A 17,469-nucleotide genomic window follows, 5' to 3' on the forward strand; every position below is an offset into this window, starting at 1 on the left:
CATTCCGAACCCGGAAGCTAAGCCTTACAGCGCCGATGGTACTGCAGGGGGGACCCTGTGGGAGAGTAGGACGCCGCCGAACAAATATTGAGAAAACCCCTGCCGGGAAACCGGCGGGGGTTTTCTGCGTTTGGGCTTCGTTTAGGGTCGGAGCATGCGCTACGACCTCGTGATCTTCGACAATGACGGCGTCCTCGTCGACAGCGAGCCCATCTCCAACCGGCTCCTCGCCGAGTACCTCACCGAACTGGGTCACCCGACCTCGTACGAGGACTCCATCCGCGACTACATGGGGTCGGCCATGCACCGGGTTCACGAAGTGGTGCTGGAGCGGACCGGGAAGAGCCTGCCGGGGGACTTCGACGACGTCTTCCATCAGCGGGTGTTCGCCGGGTTCGAGCGGGAGTTGGAGCCGGTGCCGGGTGTGGTCGCGGTGCTGGAGAAGCTGGTCGCGGACGGGGTGCCGTACTGCGTGGCGTCGTCCGGAAGTCATGAGCGGATCCGGGTGGGGCATCGCAAGACCGGGCTCGACCGGTGGTTCGGGGCGGGGCTCGTGTTCAGTTCGCAGGATGTGGGGCGGGGCAAGCCGGCTCCGGACCTCTTCCTGCACGCGGCCGAGCGGATGGGCGTCGCCCCGGAGCGGTGTGCCGTCGTCGAGGACAGTCCCCTCGGGGTGCGGGCGGGGCTCGCGGCCGGGATGGATGTGTACGGTTATACGGCGATGACGCCCGCCGGGAAGCTGGCCGGAGCCAGGGGGTACTTTTCGGACATGGGGGAGCTGCTCGACCTGCTTAGTTGAGCAGTATTCAACTTCCTCTACCCATGAGTAGGCCGTGCCCCCTACTGTGCCGCCATGACAGATGTGCTGCGGCGCGGTAGGGCCGCGTTGGCGTTCAGCTTCTTCGCCCAGGGTGTCGCCTTCGCGCTGCTCGTGACGCGGATTCCGGCCATCCAGGACCGGTACGGGGTCTCCGACGCACTGTTGCCCGCCTTCCTCGCCGCCGTGCCGGTCCTCGCCGGAGTCGGCAGCGTCTGCACCGAACATCTCGTGAAGAGGATTCCGCCGAGCCGGGTGCTCCGGTGGTCCCAGCCCGTCGTGCTCCTGGCGCTGCTCGGCGTGGGAGCGGGCGACCGGATGGTCGTCCTGGGTGCGTCGCTCGCGGCCTTCGGGCTCGCGGTCGGTGCGCTGGACGCGTCCATGAACATGCTCGGGGTGAGCCTGCAGCGGTCGTACGGGCGGAGCATCATGCTCGGCTTCCACGCCGTGTACAGCCTGGGTGGGATAGCCGGGGCCTCGCTGGCGTGGGTGGGGGCGCACTGGGACGTGGCCCTGCTGCCCCTGTATCTGCCGGTGGTGATCGCGCTGCTGCCGGCGGCCTTGGCGGCGAGCCGGTGGTACGTCGACGGGGGTGGGCCGGAGGACAAGGCCCCAACAGCCGCCGCAGAGGGCGGGAACGTCGCCTTCAAGCTGCTGCTGCCGCTCTGCCTGGTGATGTGCTTCGCGTACATCGGGGACTCGACCGTCTCCAACTGGAGTGCGAAGTATCTGCAGGACGTGCTCGGAAGTTCCGACCAGCTGTCGACCGTTCCGTACAACGTCTACATGGTCACCACGCTGATCGGGCGGTTCATCGGGGACTTCGGGGTGCGGAAGTTCGGGGCCGTGGCCGTCGTGCGGGCCGGTGCGGTGGTGGCGGCGGCCGGCTTCGCCGTGGTGGCGGGGGCGCCGGGGGCCTGGGTGGGGATGCTCGGGTTCACGCTGCTGGGGCTCGGGCTGTGTGTACTGGTGCCGCAGACGTTCGCGGCGGCCGGGCGCCTGTTCCCCGGAGCTTCGGACGCGGCCGTCGCGCGGCTGAACATCTTCAACTACGTCGGTTTCCTGATCGGTTCTCCGTTGGTGGGGGCCCTGGGCGACCTCTGGAGCTATCGCGGGGCGATGCTCGTACCGATGGTTCTGGTGCTGGTGACGTTGGTGTACGCCCGGTCGTTCGAGACCGAACCGGACCGATACGGTGGCGGGCATGAGCGGCCGCGCACAGCTGATGTGGGACGAGGCAGTAACGGGCTATGACTTCGGTCCGGACCATCCGATGGATCCGGTCCGGCTGGCGTTGACCCGGAGCCTGGTGAGCGCCTTCGGGCTCGACCGGGAGATGGACGTCGTCTCGGCGAAGCCGGCGGGGGAGTCGACCCTGCGGCTCGTGCATCGCGAGGACTATGTGGCGGCGGTCAGGGCCGCGTCGGCCGATCCCCAGGGCGCGGACGGGGCGTACGGGCTCGGGACCATGGACGATCCGGCCTTCGCCGGGATGCACGAGGTGTCCGCGCTGATCGCGGGGCAGTCGGTCGGGGCGGCGGAGGCCGTGTGGCGCGGGGACGCGCTGCACGCGGTGAACTTCGCGGGCGGGCTGCACCACGCGATGCCCGGCGGCGCGTCGGGGTTCTGTATCTACAACGACGCGTCGATCGCCATCGCCCGACTGCTGGAGCTGGGGGCGGAGCGGGTCGCGTACGTGGATGTCGACGTGCACCACGGGGACGGGGTGCAGGCGGCGTTCTGGGAGGACCCGCGGGTTCTGACGATCTCGCTGCACGAGCATCCGCGGACCCTGTTCCCGCAGACCGGGTGGCCGGAGGAGACGGGGGCCTCGCCGAGCGCGGAGGGGTCGGCCGTGAACGTGGCGCTGCCGGCGGGGACCGGGGACGCCGGATGGGTGCGGGCGTTCCACGCGGTGGTGCCGGAGCTGATCGCGGACTTCCGGCCCCAGGTGCTGGTGACCCAGCACGGGGCCGACACGCACTTCGAGGACCCGCTGGCGCATCTGGCGGTGTCGCTGGACGCGCAGCGGGCGGTGCAGGTGGCGTTGCACGAGCTGGCCCATGAGCACGCCGACGGGCGGTGGGTCGCGCTCGGCGGGGGCGGGTACGCGGTGGTGGATGTGGTGCCGCGGTCGTGGACGCATCTGGTGGCGATCGCGGCGGGGCGGGAGATCGCGCCGGAGAGTGTGATCCCCGAGGAGTGGCGGCAGCAGGTGTTCGCCCGGACACGGCAGCTGGCGCCGGCGCGGATGACCGATGGGCGGTGGCCGGTGTCCTGGGCGGACTGGGAGGCGGGGTATGACCCCGCGGACCGGTTGGACCAGGCGGTGCTCGCCGCGCGGAAGGCGGTGTTTCCCTTGCGGGGGCTGTTGCCGTAGGGATTTCCTCGCCCCCGGCCGCCCTACCCGTCCCATCCCTCAGGGGGCTGCCCGCCCCCTTTGGCCCCCCCAAAGACTCGGGGCTCCGCCCCGGACCCCGTTCGCGCGGTTCCCCGCGCCCTGAAAGGAAGCGCTAGGCCAACTGTGTGGTCATAGGCGGGATTTGGTGTTCGGGGGCGGTCGGTGCGTCAGCATCGGGGCGTGGTGAGTGGTGCGGCGCTGCGGGAGCATCTGGTGGCCTGCGGGCTCGCCGGGCGGGTCGCCACCGCCCGGGAGGCGAGTCTGCGGAGTTATCGGTTGTTCGCGGCCCGGGACCCTCGGTTTCTGATCGGACTTGATCCCGAACTGTCCTGGCGGCAGCGGGATGTGCTCGATCTGATGGCGGAGAAGTGTGGCGTTTCGGCCGATCCGGGGTGCACCTCAGGGCAGGATGTCATTGACCCCGAGCGCACGATGGGTGCGCTGGACCGCTTCGCGGAACGTGTCGCGGCGGTCGCTCGCCGTGGTGGGACGGTCCTCTTCGGGACCGGGCACCCGCATCGGCTGATCGGTTTCTACGGCGCATTGGCAGACGCCATGTCGGCGGCAGGATGTGAGGTTCTCACCCCAGCGACGGGTAGACGTGTCGACATAACGACCCGGTTCGGTCTACGCACACACCATCTCGACTACGTACGAGGAGTCGCCGTCGTCCGTGAGGCGCCCGCCCTGCGCTCCGGTTGTGCGACCGGCGTGCACACCCATTCTCCGCTCCCGGTTCGGATGGTTCTGGCGGCCGCGGCGGAGGCCGGCGGGCCGCTCCCGGAACTCGTCGTGGGGGACCACGGATGGGTCTGCGGGGCAGGTCAGCTGGGGTTCGAGGCGATCGGGCTCGCCGATACGGACGATCCGGCTCTCTTCGTGGGCGAGACGGAGGGGCAGGTGTCCGTCGCCGTTCCACTTGATGACGGTGTGCGGTCTGCTTACTACCGACCACTGACCCGCTACGTACTCAATCGGGCGTGTCTGTCACAGTAGGCCGCCGACGGCATCCCCTCTTCCCCACTCGCATCACCCGCCCCTACATTGGGGAGTGAGCACGCAACGACGAAGAGTCACCGGAAGGGGAAGCCGGTGACCGTCGAGTGCGGAAGGTTCAGGTGTGTCATGGCTGCAGCTGGCGAGAGGCCTCTGAACGAGGTTCAGTTCCTGACCGTGGCGGAAGTCGCCTCGGTGATGCGAGTGTCGAAGATGACCGTGTACCGCTTGGTGCACAGCGGTCATCTGCCGGCGATCCGGGTGGGCAGGTCCTTCCGGGTGCCGGAGCAAGCGGTACATGAGTACCTCCGCGAGAGCTATGTGGGGGTGGAGACGGCCTGACGGCCATCGGGGCAGAGGGGCTTCCGGAGGACCTGCGGTACCTCCGGGATCCCCCCGCTCCCCCTCGATTACGACCTCAGCGCTCGGACCGGTAGGCTGGCCCCTCGTAGGTCGTATGGGCCCATGGCGCCCAAACGCCGAGTGATGAGAAGTGAGCGAGGGTAGTCGTGGGCTCTGTTATCAAGAAGCGGCGCAAGCGGATGGCTAAGAAGAAGCACCGCAAGCTGCTCAAGCGCACCCGCGTTCAGCGTCGCAACAAGAAGTAAGGCGGTCCGGCCCCGGGAACGGGGTCCTGGCCGGCCCCCCTCGCGTAAGGGGGCCGCACGCCTTGCTTTCTTGCGCGAGCGCTGTTGAGAGCGCGTTGCTGTGGCCCCCCACCGAATGCGGTGGGGGGCCACAGTGTTTTCGGCGTCCATTGTTTTTGCCGGTCATTGACGGGGTCGCGGTCACCACACCGCAACATCGAACCGCTAACGTGGCCGCACACGGGGAACGCGGCAGAGTACGAGCAGAGTTATGCCTATGTGAGCGGATGTCTGGAAGGAAGGCGCTGATCTTGGGAAAGGTCGTGCTCGTCACCGGGGTGGCCCGTCAGCTGGGGGGCCGTTTCGTGCGGCGGATCCAGCGTGACCCGCAGGTCGACCGGGTCATCGCGGTCGACGCGGTGCCACCGGGACATCATCTGGGCGGCGCGGACTTCGTGCAGGCCGACATCAGGCAGCCGGCCATAGCCCGTCTGCTGGCCGAGCACACCGTGGACACCGTGGTGCACATGGACGTCACGGGCACCCCGCTGGGCAGTGGCGGCCGGGCCACGCTCAAGGAGACCAACGTCATCGGCACCATGCAGCTGCTCGGTGCCTGCCAGAAATCCCCGCTGGTCAAGCGGCTGGTCGTGAAGTCCAGTACGAACGTGTACGGGTCCGCGCCGCGCGACCCGGCCGTGTTCACCGAGACGATGCCGCCCAAATCGCTGCCCAGCGGAGGCTTCGCCAAGGACACCGTCGAGGTCGAGGGGTACGTACGCGGGTTCGCCCGGCGGCGGCCCGACGTGGCCGTGTGCGTGCTGCGGTTCGCGAACATCCTCGGGCCGAGCGCGGATTCCCCGCTCGCCTCGTACTTCTCGCTGCCGGTGCTGCCGACCGTGCTGGGCTACGACCCGCGGCTGCAGTTCGTGCACGAGGACGACGTCATCGAGGTGCTGCGGATCGCCTCGCACGAGCCGGCGCGGGGCACGCTCAACAGCGGCACGTTCAACATCGCGGGTGACGGCGTCCTGCTGCTCTCGCAGTGCGCGCGGCGCCTGGGCCGGCCGACGGTGCCGCTGCTGATGCCGGCGGTCAGCTGGGTCGGTTCGATGGTTCGCACGCTGGGCTTCACCGACTTCTCGCCGGAGCAGCTGCGGCTGCTGACCCACGGGCGGGTCGTGTCGACGAACCAGATGCGCGAGACTCTCGGCTACCGGGCCAGGTACACGACCGCGGAGACCTTCGCCGACTTCGCCCGCAGCAGGGGCCCCGGCCTCCTGCCCCCGGAGGCCCTCGCTGGGGCCATCGACCGGATCGCCGCCCTGCCCGTGCCCACGCCGGTCGGCGGCCACCCCCCGACGCAGAGCGCCAACTGAGGAGCGCATCAACGATGGCGGATGCCAAGGTCATTCCGTTCGACGACGACCGGACGCGTGGGGGCGCCGTGCAGCGCCCGCCGCGCCGGCGGAGTACGGGGAGCCGGCGCAAGGGCGACAACGCGGTCGTCCGGGATGTTCGTGAATCCGGCGAGGTCCAGGCCCTCCCCGGACGGCCGACCAGCACCGATGATGTTCCTGTGACACGGGAGAAGCCGGAGCCGCCTCAAGAGGCCGCCGAGGCACAGGACGGCGGCGGCCTGGAGCGCCGGATCGCGGGCGGTCTCGCGTTCCTGCGCAAGCGGCTCACCGGTGACTACGAGGTCGACGACTTCGGCTACGACGCCGAACTCACCGACCAGGTGCTGATGTCCCTGCTGCGGCCGGTGTACGAGAAGTACTTCCGGGTCGAGGTGAAGGGCATCGAGAACATCCCGACGGACGGCGGCGCCCTGATCGTCTCCAACCACTCGGGGACGCTGCCGCTGGACGGCCTGATGATGCAGGTCGCCGTGCACGACAACCACCCCACCGGGCGGCATCTGCGGCTGCTCGCGGCGGACCTGGTCTTCATGCTGCCGGTGGTCAACGAGCTGGCCCGCAAGCTCGGCCACACCCTCGCGTGCGCGGAGGACGCCTCACGGCTGCTGCAGCAGGGCGAGCTGGTCGGGGTCATGCCGGAGGGCTTCAAGGGCCTCGGCAAGCCCTTCGGCGACCGCTACAAGCTGCAGCGCTTCGGCCGCGGCGGCTTCGTCTCCACCGCCCTGCGCGCCGGTACGCCGATCATCCCGTGCTCGATCGTGGGCGCGGAGGAGATCTACCCGATGATCGGGAACTCGAAGACGATCGCCCGGCTGCTGGGCTTCCCGTACTTCCCGATCACGCCGACGTTCCCGTTGCTCGGTCCGCTGGGCGCGGTGCCGCTGCCGACGAAGTGGACGATCCAGTTCGGCGAGCCGATCCCGACGGACGGCTATCCGCCGGAGGCCGCCGAGGACCCGATGCTGATGTTCAACCTGACGGACCAGGTGCGTGAGCAGATCCAGCACACGTTGTACAAGTTGTTGGTGCAGCGGCGGTCGGTGTTCTTCTGAGGGGTCAGGTGTGCGGATTCGGGGTGCCTGTGCCGTCGGACGGAGTTCGGCGCAGCCGTCCGAAGCCCGCGAAGCGTCGCGAGGGCGGCAATGTAGATGGGTCCCGATGCTGATGTTCAACCTGACGGACCAGGTGCGGGAGCAGATCCAGCACACGTTGTACAAGTTGTTGGTGCAGCGACGGTCGGTGTTCTTCTGAGGGGTCAGGTGTGCGGATTCGGGGTGCCTGTGCCGTCGGACGGAGTTCGGCGCAGCCGTCCGAAGCCCGCGAAGCGTCGCGAGGGCGGCAATGTAGATGGGTCCCGATGCTGATGTTCAACCTGACGGACCAGGTGCGGGAGCAGATCCAGCACACCCTGTACAAGTTGTTGGTGCAGCGACGGTCGGTGTTCTTCTAGCCGTCGCGCGGCTTTCGCGGCGGTGGACACGACGGTGGGGCGCCCTTCTCGCGAAGGGCGCCCCACCGTCGTACGGGGTCAGTCGCTGTTCTGGCCGTCGATGCCCAGGCCCGGGAGGAGCCCCGGGAGGAGGGGCGGGAGGGTGACGTCGGGCTGTTCGGCCTCGGTGGACCTGCCGGTGGACGGGGAGGTGCTGGCGGTGTCCTGCTGGGGCGGGTCGAGGAGGCCGCCGGTGGTGCCGCCGACGAGGCCTTCGCCGCCGCCGTCCGAGGTGGACGGCTTCGGTTTGCCGGTGGTGTCCTCGCTGTCGCCGCCGACGGAACCGCCGGTGGCGCTCGGGGCCGGGTGGCCGGGGTCGGTGGTGCCGGGTGTGCCGGAGCCCGTGGAGCGCTGCCGGCCGTCGCCGCCCGGGGTGGGGGGCGGGGGCAGGAGCGAGGAGTGCGGGGCGACCTCGTCGTCTATGGCGTCGAAGACCGACGAGACCTGCTGGCTCACGTCTCCGAGCTGCACGGGCAGCCGGTCGCGCAGGGCACCCCAGGCCTCACGGTGGGACCGGGAGAACGCCGAGAGGGCCTGGATGGGGCCCAGGGACTGCGGATCTCGCTCGTAGGCCTCGTGGAGCAGACGGTGGCCCTCGGAGGCGTCGTGCCGCATCCCGGTGAGGGCGCGGCGGATCTCGCCGAGGGATTCGTGGTCGAGCTGTCCGCCCCGGCCCCGCTCCATGAGGCGGCGGGCCTCGCTGAGGCGGGTCGACGCCTGGTCCAGATAGAGCCGGCCCCGGTCGTCGGTGTCGTCGGCCAGGGTGAGCTTCACGTCCTCGATGCCGCGCTTGAGGCCGTAGAGCGAGTCACCGGGCAGGGCGTCCGAGCTGGCGGCCGCCACACCGCCGAAGGCGCTCGCGGCCACGCCGACGCTGAGCCCGCCGGCGGCGAGACCCTTCGTCAGGCGGGACCGTGGTCGCAGCTTGCCCAGCGGACTTGCCCGGTGCGCGCCCCGCGCCTTGCCCGATCGCTGTTCGGGCACCGAAGGGTCCGACGCCTCGCGCCCCGGCAGCGTGCCGTCCCGCAGCATGGCTTCCATCGCGGCCACCAACTGCGCGCGATGGACGACCTTGACCTCGGGGTCGAGCACTGGCTTGGGCAGCTCGTCGAGACCGGTGGTGAGGGCCAGCATGTGGTCCTGCTCGGTCTGTCGCGCTGCCGGGGCCGGTGCCGATCCCTCGGGCCGCTCGGCCGCCGTGCCCCGGTCGGACAGCTCCTCCAGGGCCTGGGCGAAGGCGTTCGCCCGCCGGTGCGCCGATACGTTCGCGATCACTGGCGGCACCTCCTCTCGTCATGACGGTCGACTCCCCAGGGGGTCCTGAGGGTTGCACGTCCCTGGCCGGTCCACACGATCGAGTGATCGGTGTCGGCCAGGCGCGACCACAGGGAGCCTGTATCCCGCACAACGAGCGGCGTGGCACTTGGGTTACGGACGGCGGATGATCGGGCGGGGAAGTCAACGGACTTTGACAGCGGGTGAGTTGAGGATCGCGGAGCGTGTGCGATCGGCGCGCCGGGCGCGGGTGTCGCTCAGGGGGTGGCCGTCCCGGTCGGCGGGGGTCAGCGGGCGTCGTCCGGGAGAAGGCGGGCGAGGGTGCGGACCGCGCGGTACTGGAGGGTCTTGATCGCGCCCTCGTTCTTGCCCATGACCCGGGCGGTCTCGGCGACGGAGAGGCCCTGCAGGAAGCGGAGCGTGACGCACTCCTGCTGCTGGGGGTTGAGGCGGCGTACGGCTTCGAGGAGGGCCGCGTTGGAGAGGGACTCCAGGACGGAGTCCTCGGGGGAGCGCTCGACCTCGTTGGCGTCGAGCATCTCGCCGGTGGTGACCTCCAGCCGGAATCGGCTGGACTTGAAGTGGTCGGCCACCAGGTTGCGGGCGATCGTGACCAGCCAGGCGCCGAAGTCGCGGCCCTGCCAGGTGAACGTGCCGATGCGCCGCAGGGCGCGCAGGAACGTCTCGCTGGTGAGGTCCTCGGCGGTCGCCTTGCCGCCGACGCGGTAGTAGATGTAGCGGTAGACCGTGTCGCTGTACTGGTCGTACAGGCGACCGAAGGCGTCGGCCTCGCCGGACTGGGCGCGTTCGACGAGGTCCATCATGCGGGCGCTGTCGCTGTCCGCGGCGGGACGGCGGGTGGTCGTGGCGGTGGATCCCGAACGGCCTCGTCTGCCTACCGCCGCGCTGCCGTCGGCCAGTGCGTAGCACGGGCCGACGGGCGCGGCGGAGGTGGCGAGGGCGGGGACGGCGTACGCGGTGGGGACGAAGCCGCGCAACAGTTGGTTGACCGTCGCGCGCAGCGTAGCCAGGCCCGAGGCGTCAACCCCGACGTGTGGGTACACGGGACTCCCAGAGGCAGAGCTTCCATCACGTGCAGTGCGGAACCTTTCACCCGTCGTAGCGACGGAGGGGTACCGGTTTGCGTTTGAGGAGAATAACGCTTCGTGCAGGCACTGCTACACCCAGTTGCTCAAATCATCGATTACGTCGCTTCTGTTACTGATTGACGGCTGCTCAAGTACAGGTCCGTGATCGGTTGTTGATCGATTGGGTTCGTGTTCCGTCTGGGTGTGGGGCGTGTTGTGGTCGGGTGCGGACGGCGTGACTGAGGTGGGTGGAGTGGGGGTAGGACCGCTGGAATGCGCTGGCCGCGGGCCCGACGCACGAACGCCGGAGGGGCTGGTCTCCCAGCCCCTCCGGCGTTCGAAGAACGACAGACAGTTCAGTTCAGCGGCGACGGCGGTGCAGGGCGATCGCGGCCACCGTGCCGCCGGCCACCGCGCCCACGCCCGCCGCCGCGGGGAGGCCGACCTTGGCGGCCTTGCGGGCGGTGCGGTAGTCCCGCAGCCGCCAGTCCATGTCCCGGGCGTGCCTGCGGAGTTTGCTGTCGGGGTTGATGGCGTACGGGTGACCCACGAGCGACAGCATCGGGATGTCGTTGTGGGAGTCGCTGTACGCGGCGCAGCGCGAGAGGTCCAGGCTCTCCGCGGTGGCCAGGGCGCGTACGGCCTCGGCCTTGGCGGGACCGTGCAGCGGCTCGCCGACCAGCTTGCCGGTGTACACGCCGTCGACGGACTCGGCGACCGTGCCCAGGGCGCCGGTCAGGCCCAGACGGCGGGCGATCACCTGGGCGATCTCCACCGGCGCGGCCGTGACGAGCCAGACCTTCTGGCCGGCGTCGAGGTGCGCCTGGGCCAGGGCGCGGGTGCCCGGCCAGATGCGCTCGGCCATGTACTCGTCGTAGATCTCCTCGCCGATGATCGTCAGTTCGGCGACGCGGTGGCCCTGGACGATGGAGAGCGCGGAGTTCTGGGCGTCCTGCATGTGTTCGGGGTCCTCGGATCCCGCCAGCCTGAACCACGCCTGCTGCCACGCGAATCGGGCGAGGTCGCGGGTCTCGAAGAACTTCCGCTTGTACAGGCCCCGGCCGAAGTGGAAGAGCGAGGCGCCCTGCATGACGGTGTTGTCGAGGTCGAAGAACGCGGCGGCCCTGTCGTCGCCGAGGACCGGGAACACCGGTTCCTGGACGGCGTCGGGTGCGGGGGAGATGTCCTCCAACTCCTGGGAGGACTTGCGCGCTGCCTCCGCAGAGGCCTCGCCTGCCAAAACGCTCCGCGCCGTGGCGGAGCGCCTACGGGGAGTGAGCCATCCGAGAGCGGCCATGGCGTGAGCATAGCCAGTCTGTTCGGTGGTTCCGGAGTCCCGAGGTTTGCGGGCTGTGAACTCTCCGCGACCGTGTCGTTAAAGAAGGGACGCGCACGGCGTGTCCCGGTACGGAACGCGGCGGAACCGGTGGGGAAAAGAGCAGGTCGTGCGCCGTGTGGTGAGGAGGAGGTGTGGACATCGGGTGGGGAGCGACAATGGCCGACATGAGTGCCATGTTCCGGCGGACGCCGAAGAATTCCGGTGAGCGTCTCGTCACACTGATCGGAAAACCCGGCTGTCATCTGTGCGACGACGCGGAGGCGGTGATCGGGAAGGTCTGCGGTGAGCTGGGCGTTCCCTGGGAGAAGAAGGACATCACCGAGGATGCGGAACTGCACCGGCAGTACTGGGAGCAGATTCCGGTCGTGCTCGTGGACGGCGCTCAGCACACCTTCTGGCGGGTGAACGAGGAGCGCCTTCGCAAAGCCCTCGCACCAAGGTGACGATGATGTGACCTGACCGACCAGTCCAACTGGTCCCAATAGTCGCTTAGGATCGATGGGCTGGTTGGTCTCGGGGGCGGGATTCGTGAGGAGAGTGTGCGGTTTTGCCCCTGTCGTGCAAGGCATTCGGTGAGGAACGACGGTGCTTGTGTGCCGGTTCCCCACGCGTGCGTCGCGTGTGCGTGACCCCGGTCACGTTGGCCGGGCAAATCGGACACCATCTTTGTGCACGCGTTCACAAAGACATAGCCTGCTGTCGACGGGGCGGTCTGGGGACGCATGACCGCCCGCAGCCCCGCTCTACCCGCAGGAGCACCGTGGCAACTGGCCGAACTCACCGACCGGCGACCCGTAGCCGAGGGATTCCCGAGGCCACCGTCGCCAGACTTCCGCTGTACCTCCGTGCCCTGACCGCGCTCTCCGAGCGTTCGGTACCCACCGTTTCATCCGAGGAACTCGCGGCCGCCGCCGGGGTCAACTCCGCGAAGCTGCGCAAGGACTTCTCGTACCTCGGTTCCTATGGGACGCGGGGTGTGGGGTACGACGTCGAGTATCTCGTCTACCAGATCTCGCGTGAGCTGGGGCTGACCCAGGACTGGCCGGTCGTGATCGTCGGTATCGGTAATCTCGGCGCCGCGCTGGCCAATTACGGCGGGTTCGCCTCCCGCGGCTTTCGGGTGGCCGCTCTGATAGACGCCGATCCGGCGATGGCGGGGAAGCCGGTCGCGGGTATCGCGGTGCAGCACACGGACGAGCTGGAAAAGATCATCGACGACAACGGCGTGTCGATCGGCGTGATCGCCACGCCCGCCGGCGCCGCCCAGCAGGTGTGCGACCGGCTGGTCGCCGCCGGGATCACGTCGATCCTCAACTTCGCGCCCACCGTCCTCTCCGTGCCGGACGGCGTCGACGTCCGCAAGGTGGACCTCTCCATCGAGCTGCAGATCCTCGCGTTCCACGAGCAGCGCAAGGCCGGCGAGGAGGCGGCGGCCGAGGCCGCTGCCGTTGCGCCGCTTCCCCGGGAGTCCGGGAAAGGGCCCGACGGGGATGTCCCCGCGGTGATGCCGGCATGAGTCTCCTGGTCGTCGGACTGAGTCACCGCAGCGCTCCGGTGAGCGTGCTGGAGCGGGCGGCGCTGTCCCTGGACGCGCAGATCAAGTTGCTTCAGGACACGGTCGCCGCGGAGCCGGCCACCGAGGCCGCGCTCCTGGCCACCTGCAACCGCATCGAGCTGTACGCGGACGTGGACAAGTTCCACGCGGGCGTCGCCGAGCTGTCCACGCTGCTCGCGCGGCACAGCGGCGTCGGGCTCGACGAGATCACGCCGTATCTGTACGTGCACTACGAGGACCGCGCCGTCCACCATCTGTTCTCCGTGGCCTGCGGGCTCGACTCGATGGTCGTCGGCGAGGGGCAGATCCTCGGGCAGATCAAGGACGCGCTGGCCCGCGCCCAGGAGCTGCACACCGCCGGACGGCTGCTGAACGACCTGTTCCAGCAGAGCCTCAGGGTCGGCAAGCGGGCGCACTCCGAGACCGGGATCGACCGGGCCGGACAGTCGCTGGTGACCTTCGGTCTGGAGCAGTTCACCGCGGGTGCGGACGTCGAGAGCTGGGCCCGGGGCAAGCGGGCCGTGGTGATCGGCGCGGGTTCCATGTCCTCGCTGGCCGCCGCGACCCTCGCGCGCGCCGGCGTGGGCGAGATCGTGATCGCCAACCGGACGCACGACCGGGCCGAACGGCTCGCGCAGATCCTCACCGAACAGGGTGAAACGGACGTGCTGGCCCGCGCGGTACCGATGGATTCGGTGCCGGCCGAGCTGACACGTGCCGACGTCGCGGTCTCCTGTACGGGCGCCACGGGCCTGGTCCTCACCGCCGAGATGGTCGCGGCTGCCGTCGAGGGCCGGGTGCCCGAGGGCGTTCCCGCCGGGCCGGAGAGCCGCCCGGACACCCGCACCGGCATACGTCCGGCCCTGGCGCCGATCTCCCTCGGCAGCGACGACGACTGCCCGCTCGACCTGCCCGCCGTCCAGGGCGGCGGCTTCTCCGTGCACGGGGAGGCCGCGGTCGCCGGGATGGACGCGGCGACCCTGGAACAGCACGCGGCCTGGGTGGACAACGCGACCGTGGACCGGCGCGTGAGCCGCCGTACGCCGGAGCGCGAGGCCCCGCACACGCCCGCCGCCGACGCCGAGCTGATCGCCGCGCTCGTCGCGGCCGTCTCCGTCGCCGGACGGATCACCGAGCTGCGCCGCCCCGAGGCGGTCGTCGAGGTGCCCCGGCCCGCGCCCGTGCTGGCGCTGCTGGACCTGGCGATGCCCCGCGACATCGACGCGGCCGCGCACCGGCTGGCCGGCGTCCGGCTGGTCGACATCGAGTCGCTCGCCGAGGCCTCCGCCGACGCGCCGATGGCCGCCGACGTCGACCTGGTGCGGAGGATCGTTTCGGACGAGGTGGCGGCCTTCGGCGCCGCTCAGCGGGCCGCGCACATCACACCCACCGTCGTGGCGCTGCGCGCCATGGCCGCCGATGTCGTCGCGAGCGAGATCGCCCGCCTGGAGGGCCGGCTGCCCGGCCTCGACGACAAGCACCGGGGCGAGATCACCCAGACCGTGCGGCGCGTGGTGGACAAGCTGCTGCACGCGCCGACCGTACGGGTCAAGCAGCTCGCGGCCGAACCCGGCGGCGCCGGGTACGCGGACGCGCTGCGGACCCTGTTCGACCTGGACCAGGAGACGGTCACCGCCGTGTCCCGGGCCGTGGACAGCGACCAGCGCAGAGCCGACGACAGATTCGTCGGAGCGAACGCCGAGAACCGAGGGCGATCATGAGTGAGCCGCACAACAGGGCCCTGAGGCTCGGGACCAGGCGAAGCAAACTCGCCATGGCCCAGTCCGGGCAGGTGGCGGACGCGGTCCGCCGGCTGACCGGGCGGCCCGTCGAACTCGTGGAGATCACGACGTACGGCGACGTCTCCCGCGAGCAGCTGGCGCAGATCGGCGGCACGGGCGTCTTCGTCACCGCGCTGCGCGAGGCGCTGCTGCGCGGCGAGGTCGACTTCGCCGTGCACTCCCTCAAGGACCTGCCGACCACGTACCCGGACGAGCTGGCCCTGGCCGCCGTGCCGGTCCGCGCGGACGCGCGGGACGTCCTGGTCGCCCGGGACGGACTGACGTTCGAGCGGCTGCCCGAGGGTGCCCGGGTCGGTACCGGCTCCTCGCGCCGGATGGCCCAGCTGAACGCGTACGCGCGCAGCCACGGGCTCACGATCGAGACGGTGCCGATCCGCGGGAACGTCGACACGCGGATCGGATACGTACGGCAGGGCGAGCTGGACGCCGTCGTCCTGGCCGCCGCCGGACTGACCCGGATCGGACGGATCGACGAAGCGACCGACTTCCTCCCGGTCGACACTGTTTTGCCCGCCCCCGGCCAGGGGGCACTGGCGATCGAATGCGCCGCAGCCGATGCGGAGCTGATCGCCGCGCTCGCCGGACTCGACGACCCGGACACCCGGGCCGCCGTGACCGCCGAGCGATCCCTGCTCGCCGCCCTGGAGGCCGGTTGCAGCGCACCTGTGGGTGCGTTCGCCGACCTTCTGGACGACGGGCAGACTGTCAAGGAGATGCGCCTGCGCGGCGTCGTCGGCACGACCGACGGCTCGACGCTGGTGCAGCTGTCCACCACCGGTCCCGTGCCCGAGACGTACGACCAAGCAATGGCGCTCGGCCGTGAACTCGCCGCCGAGATGCTCGCTAAGGGCGCGGCCGGTCTGATGGGGGAGCGAGCACATTGAGCCCCACCACCCTTCCCGCCGGTCCGGACCACGGTCACGTCACCTTCCTCGGTGCCGGACCCGGGGATCCGGGACTGCTGACACTGCGCGCCGTCGAGGCCCTGGCGAACGCGGACGTTCTCATCGCCGAGCACGATGTGCTCGACGTGGTGCGTACGCACGCCCGCGCCGGCGTCGCCCTACTGGACACCGACTCGAGCCCGCCGTCGGCTCTGACTGCGGCGCCCTCTGCCTCTTCCGCGGCTACTTCAGCGGATACGTTCTCGGGCACAGGCACGCCTCAGCTGACGGTCGTTGACGGCACGTCAACAACCGTTGGTGCACCCGCTGTGCGGGATGCGGCACATCTTGTCATGGAGGCCGCACGGGGCGGCAGGCGGGTCGTGCGTGCGGTGTCCGGGGACCCCGGACTCGACACGTACGCCACCGAGGAGATGCTGGCGTGCGCCGCCGCCGGCGTGCCGTTCGAGGTGGTGCCCGGCGTGGCCGCCGCCGTCGGCGTGCCCGCGTACGCCGGTGTGCCGCTGCGGGACGCGCAGGGCGCGGACGTGCGGTTCGTCGACGCGCGCACGGCCTCCGACCGGTGCTGGGCGGAGGTCGGGGCGTCGGACGGGACCGTGGTCGTCTCGGCGACGCTGGAGACCGTGGCCGCGGCCGCCGGTGAGCTGGTCGCGGCGGGCCGCAAGCCCGATACGCCGATGACCGTGACGGTCGCCGGTACGACGACCCGGCAGCGCACCTGGACCGCGACCCTCGGCACGATCGCGCAGACGCTGAAGCAGGCCAAGGTGCTGCCCTCCCCCGAGGGCGGCAGGCCGGTGATAGTGGTGGTCGGCGAGCGTTCCTCGGCGGCCCAGCGCGACCAGCTGTCGTGGTTCGAGAACAAGCCGCTCTTCGGATGGCGGGTCCTCGTGCCGCGGACGAAGGAGCAGGCCGCCTCGCTCTCCGACCAACTGCGCTCGTACGGGGCCGTACCGCACGAGGTGCCGACGATCGCGGTCGAGCCGCCGCGGACGCCGCAGCAGATGGAGCGGGCCGTGAAGGGGCTCGTGACGGGACGCTACGAGTGGATCGCCTTCACCTCGGTGAACGCGGTCAAGGCGGTGCGGGAGAAGTTCGAGGAGTACGGGCTCGACGCGCGTGCCTTCGCCGGGATCAAGGTCGCGGCGGTGGGTGAGCAGACGGCCAGGGCGCTGATCGCGTTCGGTGTGAAGCCGGATCTGGTGCCGAGCGGTGAGCAGTCGGCCGCCGGGCTGCTGGAGGACTGGCCGCCGTACGACCCGGTCTTCGACCCGATCGACCGGGTGTTCCTGCCGCGGGCCGACATCGCCACGGAGACGCTGGTCGCCGGGCTGATCGAGCTGGGCTGGGAGGTCGACGACGTCACCGCGTACCGGACCGTGCGGGCTTCGCCGCCGCCGGCCGAGACGCGGGAGGCGATCAAGGGCGGCGGCTTCGACGCCGTGCTGTTCACGTCCTCCTCCACCGTGCGGAACCTGGTGGGGATCGCCGGGAAGCCGCACAACGTGACGGTGATCGCCTGTATCGGGCCCGCCACGGCCAAGACGGCCGAGGAGCACGGGCTGCGGGTGGACGTGATGGCTCCCGAGCCGTCCGTGCACAAGCTGGCGGAGGCGCTGGCGGACTTCGGGCTGCGCCGGCGGGCCGCGGCGGTCGAGGCGGGGGATCCCGTGACCCGGCCGAGCGAGCGGCGGCCGGGGGCGCGGCGGCGGAGGACGACGACGTAAGGGCGGGGCCCTTCACCCCCTGAGTGCTCGCGCGCTCGGGGGGTTTGTCGTGTTCGCCGGGTGGCGT

General features: G+C 70.3%; 16 protein-coding genes, 1 rRNA gene and 1 pseudogene. 15 read left to right on the forward strand and 3 right to left on the reverse strand.

The window, feature by feature from the left end:
* The 10 genes and pseudogenes from rrf to ACWCRJ_RS23105 form a co-directional block, all read left to right on the forward strand.
* Positions 1-82: ribosomal RNA gene (gene rrf / locus ACWCRJ_RS23060) — 5S ribosomal RNA — on the forward strand; the annotation flags it as partial.
* 72 nt (positions 83-154) lie between these two features.
* A complete protein-coding gene (locus tag ACWCRJ_RS23065; protein WP_450941045.1) occupies positions 155-799 on the forward strand; it encodes an HAD family hydrolase in 645 nt (214 codons plus the stop codon).
* 54 nt (positions 800-853) lie between these two features.
* The gene (locus tag ACWCRJ_RS23070; RefSeq protein ID WP_450941046.1) at positions 854-2,071 is read left to right on the forward strand and encodes an MFS transporter; all 1,218 of its coding nucleotides are present in this window, start codon (positions 854-856) and stop codon (positions 2,069-2,071) included.
* Positions 2,022-3,197, forward strand: a complete 1,176-nt coding sequence (locus tag ACWCRJ_RS23075; protein ID WP_450941047.1) for an acetoin utilization protein AcuC — start codon at positions 2,022-2,024, stop codon at positions 3,195-3,197. Before ACWCRJ_RS23070 ends, ACWCRJ_RS23075 begins: the two co-directional genes overlap by 50 nt.
* 201 nt (positions 3,198-3,398) lie before the next feature.
* Positions 3,399-4,214: a phosphatase gene (locus tag ACWCRJ_RS23080; RefSeq protein WP_450941048.1), complete on the forward strand. Its 816-nt coding sequence runs from the start codon at positions 3,399-3,401 to the stop codon at positions 4,212-4,214.
* 129 nt (positions 4,215-4,343) lie between these two features.
* The gene (locus ACWCRJ_RS23085; protein ID WP_004984898.1) at positions 4,344-4,556 is read left to right on the forward strand and encodes a helix-turn-helix domain-containing protein; all 213 of its coding nucleotides are present in this window, start codon (positions 4,344-4,346) and stop codon (positions 4,554-4,556) included.
* Between the two features lie 167 nt (positions 4,557-4,723).
* The gene (locus ACWCRJ_RS23090) at positions 4,724-4,822 is read left to right on the forward strand and encodes a 30S ribosomal protein bS22 (RefSeq protein ID WP_003948845.1); all 99 of its coding nucleotides are present in this window, start codon (positions 4,724-4,726) and stop codon (positions 4,820-4,822) included.
* A gap of 290 nt (positions 4,823-5,112) precedes the next feature.
* A complete protein-coding gene (locus tag ACWCRJ_RS23095; RefSeq protein WP_450941049.1) occupies positions 5,113-6,180 on the forward strand; it encodes an NAD-dependent epimerase/dehydratase family protein in 1,068 nt (355 codons plus the stop codon).
* Between the two features lie 14 nt (positions 6,181-6,194).
* A complete protein-coding gene (locus ACWCRJ_RS23100; RefSeq protein WP_097249577.1) occupies positions 6,195-7,274 on the forward strand; it encodes a lysophospholipid acyltransferase family protein in 1,080 nt (359 codons plus the stop codon).
* 103 nt (positions 7,275-7,377) lie between these two features.
* Positions 7,378-7,473: pseudogene (locus tag ACWCRJ_RS23105) on the forward strand (glycerol acyltransferase); the annotation flags it as partial.
* Positions 7,474-7,750: 277 nt separating this feature from the next.
* Here ACWCRJ_RS23105 and ACWCRJ_RS23110 read toward each other — a convergent pair.
* The 3 genes from ACWCRJ_RS23110 to ACWCRJ_RS23120 form a co-directional block, all read right to left on the reverse strand.
* Positions 7,751-8,986: a DUF5667 domain-containing protein gene (locus tag ACWCRJ_RS23110; RefSeq protein ID WP_450941050.1), complete on the reverse strand. Its 1,236-nt coding sequence runs from the start codon at positions 8,984-8,986 to the stop codon at positions 7,751-7,753.
* Positions 8,987-9,273: 287 nt separating this feature from the next.
* Positions 9,274-10,050 (reverse strand): ECF subfamily RNA polymerase sigma factor, BldN family, encoded by a 777-nt coding sequence (locus ACWCRJ_RS23115; RefSeq protein ID WP_020113793.1) that lies wholly within the window; start codon positions 10,048-10,050, stop codon positions 9,274-9,276.
* 385 nt (positions 10,051-10,435) lie between these two features.
* A complete protein-coding gene (locus tag ACWCRJ_RS23120) occupies positions 10,436-11,371 on the reverse strand; it encodes an HAD family hydrolase (protein WP_078531388.1) in 936 nt (311 codons plus the stop codon).
* 197 nt (positions 11,372-11,568) lie between these two features.
* Here ACWCRJ_RS23120 and ACWCRJ_RS23125 point away from each other — a divergent pair, with 197 nt between their 5' ends.
* The 5 genes from ACWCRJ_RS23125 to ACWCRJ_RS23145 all read left to right on the forward strand — a co-directional run bounded on the left by ACWCRJ_RS23125 (position 11,569) and on the right by ACWCRJ_RS23145 (position 17,402).
* Complete coding sequence (locus ACWCRJ_RS23125) at positions 11,569-11,856, forward strand: glutaredoxin family protein (RefSeq protein ID WP_450941051.1); 288 nt, start codon at positions 11,569-11,571, stop codon at positions 11,854-11,856.
* A 317-nt stretch (positions 11,857-12,173) separates the two neighbouring features.
* Positions 12,174-12,929, forward strand: coding sequence for a redox-sensing transcriptional repressor Rex (locus tag ACWCRJ_RS23130; RefSeq protein WP_450941052.1), 756 nt, complete (start codon positions 12,174-12,176; stop codon positions 12,927-12,929).
* Positions 12,926-14,689 (forward strand): glutamyl-tRNA reductase, encoded by a 1,764-nt coding sequence (locus tag ACWCRJ_RS23135; RefSeq protein ID WP_450941053.1) that lies wholly within the window; start codon positions 12,926-12,928, stop codon positions 14,687-14,689. Before ACWCRJ_RS23130 ends, ACWCRJ_RS23135 begins: the two co-directional genes overlap by 4 nt.
* A complete protein-coding gene (hemC, locus tag ACWCRJ_RS23140) occupies positions 14,686-15,654 on the forward strand; it encodes a hydroxymethylbilane synthase (protein WP_450941054.1) in 969 nt (322 codons plus the stop codon). Before ACWCRJ_RS23135 ends, hemC begins: the two co-directional genes overlap by 4 nt.
* Entirely contained in the window at positions 15,651-17,402 is a 1,752-nt protein-coding gene (locus tag ACWCRJ_RS23145; protein WP_450941055.1) for a uroporphyrinogen-III synthase, read from the forward strand. Before hemC ends, ACWCRJ_RS23145 begins: the two co-directional genes overlap by 4 nt.
* Positions 17,403-17,469: the final 67 nt, after the last annotated feature.

Source organism: Streptomyces sp. NPDC002324 (genome assembly GCF_053593335.1).